This is a genomic window from Paenibacillus sp. CCS19 (genome assembly GCF_033239625.1).
Lineage (GTDB): Bacteria > Bacillota > Bacilli > Paenibacillales > Paenibacillaceae > Paenibacillus_T.
This window is the reverse complement of record NZ_BTCK01000019.1, coordinates 107,505-113,967: the sequence shown is the minus strand read 5'-3', so window position 1 is coordinate 113,967 and position 6,463 is coordinate 107,505. Positions and strand designations below refer to the sequence as shown.

The following is a 6,463-nucleotide window of genomic DNA, read 5'->3' as shown; positions in this document are numbered from 1 at the left end:
GGGGTGGGGCTGGATACATGCATCGTACGTCGAGAATATTGTACTTATCGGGCGCGATTCTGTGCCTCTTAACGATAGCAGCTGCTGAGTTGATCTGGATTCCGGACCCGCTGCGCTGGCCGGGGGGCAGGACATGGCTGGAGACGATTGATACGCTTCTCTACGAGCCGTCGCTTATTGCGCTCTGCTGGCTTGTCGGAGCAGGCGTTGGCATTGCTTTGTCGGAGCACCGTTCCATTGTTCGGACGGTTATCCGATTGCTTATTATAATAGTTGGCGCACTTACCTGTTTCTTCTCATGGACTGAACCCCGCAGCATTGTGGAATGGGCGCTGCTGCTTGCGATCGGCTGGCTTCTGGTCATGATTGACTTGGTTCTATCAGAGCGGGCATATCGGCGAAGGAATCGAATGAATCGCCTGCCGATTCGGAGTATGACGGTTATTATTGTACAGCTGCTGCTGATCGCCGTACTTGCAACACCGATTCGATACAATGTAACCTATCCTGGTTTAACGATGGATATGAACCATTATGCGAAGGTTGAGGGCGGAGCCGCTCGTAGCGAGCTGACTGGCGTACTCGTATTCGATCGACGAGCGGTAGCGCTTGATTGGGTGCTGTCGCATTGGTTGTCCACTTATGAGCTAAGTCCGATTCCGCCGAACCAGCCGCCATTGCGGGAAGCGTATGCCGAGGTTGTTGCAATGAAATCGGAGGCGGAAACGACCGCTGCTGCTGTTGCCTTTGGGAAGCTGGGTATTGGCAAAGGTGCGGTAGCTGAAGGTGTAATCATTACCGCGGTAGCCAAGGATGCACCTGCGGAAGGTACTTTGAAGGCTGGTGATCGAATTGTACGCGTGGCGGAGCAAGAGACTCGCGATATATTGGTATTGTCACAGGTAATGGCGGATATCAAGGCTGGCAGCAGCGTACAAGTGGATTATGTGCGAGGCGGAGAGACACAATCAGCGCTAGTGCGAACCGGAGAAGCGGCGGATTCAGATCATAGCGAGAAGAGGCGGGCTGTGTTCGGTATATCTGTACAAACGGCCTATCAGTATGACTTGCCTCGCATGGTTCAGTATGATCGACCATACGCACATATTGGTGGCCCATCACACGGCGCAATGCTTACGCTGACGATTATGGATCAACTGACGCCAGGCGGTGTGACACATGGCTGGCGGGTAGCAGGAACGGGAACCATAGAGCCGGATGGCACTGTCGGTCCTGTAGGTGGCGTTATGCAAAAGGCATTCGCAGTTCATCGAACGGATGCGGAAGTGTTCTTCGTACCTGCGAGTGAAGCGGATGAAGCAAGGCGCGGTGCACCTGCGATGCGGATTGTACCCGTTTCAACGATCGATGATATTCTTAACTGGCTGCGTACGAATAAGAAGGAATAGAAGCTTTCCCGAACGGCTGCGAGGCCTGTCGGGAAAGCTTTTTTAGTATCTACAGCAGCGGTATGAATTGGTTAATATTACAATGCCTTGGATTAGAGGAGTGGGAGATAGTAAGTAGCGGCAATAACAAGAACTAGTTTAAGGAAGGTGCCAGATTAGATGAACCATCGTCAAGCAGGGGGAACTATGAAACTGGGCAAGTATGTTACAGTAATTTTCTTGTCGGCCATGCTGATCTTCAGCTTGCCGAGCACCATGCATGCCGTTGGTAAGGGGGCCAAAGGACCCGATGTGTATGTCATTCAAGGCATGCTGAAATCGCTCGGCAGCTATTCGGGGCCGATTAATGGCAAGTACAATGAAGCAACCGTTCGTGGGGTCAAATACTATCAGAAGAAACACGGCTTGCCTGTTACGGGCTCTGTAGATGCGAAGACGCTGCAGTCGATCAGCTACTCGTATTCTCAAGTGAAGTCCAAGGCGAAAGGATTTACGTCCCGCGCTAAAGGGACTAGCGGTGCCAAAGGCATTGGCAGCGGAGGTAGCAGAGGCGGCGTAGGCGCGAAAGGCATTGGCGGCGGAAGCGGCCAAGGAGGAGCGGGCGGCCAAGGCATTGGCGGCGGAAGTGGCCGAGGAGGAGCAGGAGGCAAGGGCTTTGTCGGCGGAGCCGGCCAAGGAGAAGAAGGAGGCAAGGGCTTTGGCGGCGGAGCCGGCCAAGGAGAAGAAGGCGGCAAGGGCTTTGGCGGCGGAGCCGGCCAAGGAGAAGAAGGTGGCAAGGGCTTTGGCGGCGGAGCCGGCCAGAAAGAAGAAGGCGGCAAGGGCTTTGGCGGCGGAGCCGGCCAAGGAGAAGAAGGAGGCAAGGGCTTTGGCGGCGGAGCCGGCCAGAAAGAAGAAGGCGGCAAGGGCTTTAGCGGCGAGGCCGGCCAGAAAGAAGAAGGAGGCAAGGGCTTTGGCGGCGAGGCCGGCCAGAAAGAGGAAGGCGGCAAAGGGTTCGGAGGTGGTCAAGGCCAAGGTACAGAGGAGCAAGGTCAGCAACCGGCTCCGGCTCCAGCTCCAGCACCACAGCCGGCACCAGCCCCTACACCAGCACCAGCACCAGCACCTGCACCTGCACCAGCGCCACAACCAGCACCGGAGCCGGCTCCAATCCAGCCGAAATCCGGTGGCTATCAAGGCGGACAACAGAAGCCAGAAGGCGGCAACTCGTATTAATAGCAGAGCAGTACAACAAACAACGTGGCCCCGAATTGGGAGCCACGTTGTTTGTTGTTGGAATGACTCTATGTGCGATAGTAAAGCTTGAAGGCAATGTCTTGATAATAGTTGCCGAAGCCGGAGCCATAGATCGTAAGCCCGCCGACATTGACGGCATCCTCTTCGACCGCGAGTCGGAACTTCCACTGAAGGCTGCGAATGGCTATATCATCAATCGTTACATCTGAGACTTTCAGACCATCGATGAACGTGCCCGCATGCGTAATTTTGATCCGAACGAGCAGGCCGTATTGATTGATATGGAGTCCCCACCACTCTGGCGTATAGCGTCCGCGCGTGCCGCCGAAATCGCCAGGGCTCGTCCACATCCCAATCTTAACATCATTCAAGTAGAACGAAATATCTGAGGGCCAATTGTCGTTTGTCAGCGGCGCCTCCGAAGCAAGCTCCATCGAAATGTCGAGCTCCTCGGGAATTTCGTTATCCATGAGATAGTTTGGAACCTTATACTCAATGAAACCTTGAGAGAACCATAGAATCTTGGCGTCTACGCGTTCCGCATTCAAGAAGTAGCGCGGTTCGTCAAAGCTGCCGCCAACAAGTCCTTGCTTCGTTGCAAGGCCGCAGGTCGGTTTAACATCGAAATCGGTGTAATGTCCAACCATGACGGAAGACGTATGCTGATTCATCCGGGCGCTGCCTTTAATCGGGAACGCGATATCGATTCGGTCTGTGCTAAGCGAGCACAGCTTCTGTCCGCCGCCTTTGCCGGGAATCATCTCGATATGAATAATGCCGGCTTTCTCGAGCTTCTTCACGTGCATCGTAATGATCGAATTGCTGAGGCTGACCGCAGCGGCCAGATCCTTCATGATCATAGGCTGCTGTGTGAGCAGTTCGATAATTTTGATGCGCACGGGACTCGATAAGGCTTCGAATACGGGCAGATTATCTTCGGATATGATGATCTCCATCTTGGGATAATACCTCATTTACATTAATGTTAATGACTTTATTAAAATGATACATGGAAAAAGCGTGTTTGACAAGGAAACAGTTCAGGAAAGGAATCTTTTTACAGTTATTGTTATGCCCTTCGTTTGACATTTCTAAACCATTCCTTTACGATATGAAATGACAATAAAATTGTGAATCATTTAATATTTTTATTAACACTAAGTCGGGTTTATAAGAAATCGATCAACTTAACACGAACATTTTCAGGCGAGCATGAATAACTTTCGGGGGGAAGGCATGAATGGTTGCGAATAATGGAAAATGGATCAAATTAACGGGTGCAATCGCGACAGTGGCGCTCGGAGCGGGATTGGCGATTTATTATGGTGGGGGAGATAACGGGAAGGAAGAGGCCGGTCCTGCCTCTCAGACGGATCAGACTGCTGAGCAGCAGACAGCGCCAGAGACGGCTAGCGAACCGTTCCAGCTTACAATTGATGAGAGTAAACCAGGTATCTCGATCAGCCCGACATTATATGGAGCATTCTTCGAAGATATTAACCATGCGGGTGACGGTGGATTGTATGCCGAAATGCTGATGAACCGATCATTCGAGAATGCTGCCCTCTCTACGGAGAACTGGAGTTTGTACAAGAGCGGCGATGGCGAGGGTTTTATTGAGATAACGAAAGACAATCTAATGAACAAAGCACAGCAGCAGGCGCTTGCCGTTACAGTCGAGAGCAACGCGAATAACGGCTGGGTCGGCGCAGAGAATGGCGGCTTCTGGGGCTTGTCTGTTACGAAAGGCAAGACCTACAAAGTATCGTTTTATGCCAAGGCAAGCAGTGATTTCAACGGCAAGCTGCGCGTAAGCCTAGAGGATGCTGGACGTACGGTTACATATGCAGAGCAGATGACAGAAGCTTTGACGAATGACTGGAAGCTTTATACGCTGGCGTTGACGTCTGACACGGATGATACGGGCGCCAAATTCGTTATCTCGGCGAACGAGACGGGAACTTTCGCGCTGGATGTCGTCTCGATGTTCCCAGAGACATGGAACAATCGGGAGAACGGTCTTCGCGTGGATCTTGCGCAGATGGTGGCGGATATGAAGCCGTCTTTCCTTCGTTTCCCGGGCGGCTGTTTCATTGAAGGTGCGACGCAGGAAGACGCCTATTATTGGAAGGAAACGGTTGGGCCTATCGCTGAACGTCCAGGACATAACAACCTATGGGGCTATAGGACGACGGACGGGCTTGGCTTTCACGAGTTTCTGCAATGGTCCGAGGATATGGGCGCAGAACCTCTCTACGTAACGAACGTCGGCATTTCCCACGACGGAGACCCGTTCACGAACGTTTCAACTACGCCGATCGAAGAGCTGGGGACTTGGATTCAGGATGCGCTTGATGCAATCGAATATGCGAACGGTTCTGTAACGAGCAAATGGGGCGCAGTACGTGCGGCGAACGGCCACCCGGAGCCATTCAACTTGAAATATATCGAGGTTGGCAACGAGAACAACTTCCAAATGAGCGAGTATGTACAGCGCTATCCGCTGTTTTACAGAGCGATCAAGGAGAAATACCCGAACATCACCGTTATCTCGAATGCAGATAATGCCGGCGAGAAGATCGAAATGGTCGATGAGCACTATTACTTTGCACCGCAATGGTTCATGAACAACGCGGACAAGTATGACAGTTACGATCGCAGCGGTCCCGACATCTATGTAGGGGAATATGCGGTTACGATCGATGCAGGCAACGGCAACATGGCTGCGGCGCTAGGCGAAGCGGCATTCATGACCGGGATGGAACGCAATTCGGATATTGTCAAAATGGCTTCGTACGCGCCGCTGTTCGTCAACGTGAACGATCGTAGATGGAATCCGGATGCTATCGTGTTCGACCATGCATCGAGTTACGGCACACCTTCTTACTATGTACAAATGCTGTTCGGTCAGAACAAGGGCGATACACTCGTACCGGGTACACTGACGGGCGGTCCGAAGACTGAACTAGCGTCAATCAATGGCGGCGTAGGGGTCGGATCGTGGGCTACTCAAGTAGAATATGATGATATTAAAGTAACATCAACGGACGGCAGCAAGGTGCTGCTGGAGGATTCGTTCGATAAGGATTCGGGTACTTGGCAGACGATGAACGGCGAATGGGCGGTTCAGGATGGCAGCTACGTACAATCATCGGATCAGACGGATGTACGTGCGACGACAGGGGATGTCGATTGGTCTAATTACACCATGACGATGCGTGCACGCAAGACCGGTGGTGCAGAAGGCATGCTTATCATGTTCGCTGTGAAAGACAGCGACAACTATTATTGGTGGAATCTCGGCGGATGGGGCAATACGAAATCCGCAATCGAGAAAGCGCAGAGCGGCTCCAAATCCGTTGTGGGCGAAGAATGGCCGCTGCGGATTAATGATGGTCAATGGTACAACATACGAGTTGAAGTGGCAGGACGTGCGATTCGTTGTTACTTGGACGATCAGCTAATTCATGAAGTGACCGAAGAACCAGATGCAGGTCCAATCTTCCATGTGACAGGAATCGACCAAGAAACCGGCGATACGATTATCAAGCTTGTCAACACATCGGACAAGCAGCAAGCGTTGAATATTAACGTTGCGGGCACGCAAAAACCGATTGCGGAATCTGCTGACGTGATCACTCTCCAAGCAGACTCGCTTGATGCGGAGAATTCGCTGATGGAACCTACGCTTATTGCGCCAGTATCTTCTGTTATTGATAATGCCGGAGAATCTTTTGATTATGCGCTGGAGCCTTATTCTATCACTGTTATTAGGCTTCATCCGAAGAAATAATAGAATCGTTTCATTAGGGACAAGCGCC

4 protein-coding genes are annotated in these 6,463 nt (G+C 52.0%); 3 read left to right on the top strand and 1 reads right to left on the bottom strand.

Annotation, left to right across the window (positions count from 1 at the left end):
- Together SBI19_RS14980 and SBI19_RS14975 are read left to right on the top strand one after the other, a co-directional pair.
- Positions 1–1,409, top strand: a 1,409-nt coding sequence (locus tag SBI19_RS14980; protein WP_317969518.1) for a PDZ domain-containing protein, incomplete at its 5' end; no start/stop codon positions are given.
- Positions 1,410–1,595: 186 nt separating this feature from the next.
- Positions 1,596–2,621 carry a peptidoglycan-binding domain-containing protein gene (locus SBI19_RS14975; protein ID WP_317969516.1) on the top strand — a complete coding sequence of 342 codons (1,026 nt, stop codon included), beginning with the start codon at positions 1,596–1,598 and terminating at the stop codon, positions 2,619–2,621.
- A gap of 68 nt (positions 2,622–2,689) precedes the next feature.
- Here the strand turns inward: SBI19_RS14975 and SBI19_RS14970 are convergent, their stop codons facing one another.
- Positions 2,690–3,598: an ArsR/SmtB family transcription factor gene (locus SBI19_RS14970; protein ID WP_317969514.1), complete on the bottom strand. Its 909-nt coding sequence runs from the start codon at positions 3,596–3,598 to the stop codon at positions 2,690–2,692.
- A 284-nt stretch (positions 3,599–3,882) separates the two neighbouring features.
- Between SBI19_RS14970 and SBI19_RS14965 the strand changes: the two genes are divergently transcribed.
- Positions 3,883–6,435, top strand: coding sequence for an alpha-L-arabinofuranosidase C-terminal domain-containing protein (locus SBI19_RS14965; RefSeq protein WP_317969513.1), 2,553 nt, complete (start codon positions 3,883–3,885; stop codon positions 6,433–6,435).
- Positions 6,436–6,463 lie beyond the last annotated feature (28 nt).

Bases quoted from the DNA above. Each gene is read 5' to 3' on its own strand.
- SBI19_RS14975 (WP_317969516.1), top strand. From the start codon at position 1,596: ATGAAACTGGGCAAGTATGTTACAGTAATTTTCTTGTCGGCCATGCTG.
- SBI19_RS14970 (WP_317969514.1), bottom strand. From the start codon at position 3,598: ATGGAGATCATCATATCCGAAGATAATCTGCCCGTATTCGAAGCCTTA.
- SBI19_RS14965 (WP_317969513.1), top strand. From the start codon at position 3,883: ATGGTTGCGAATAATGGAAAATGGATCAAATTAACGGGTGCAATCGCG.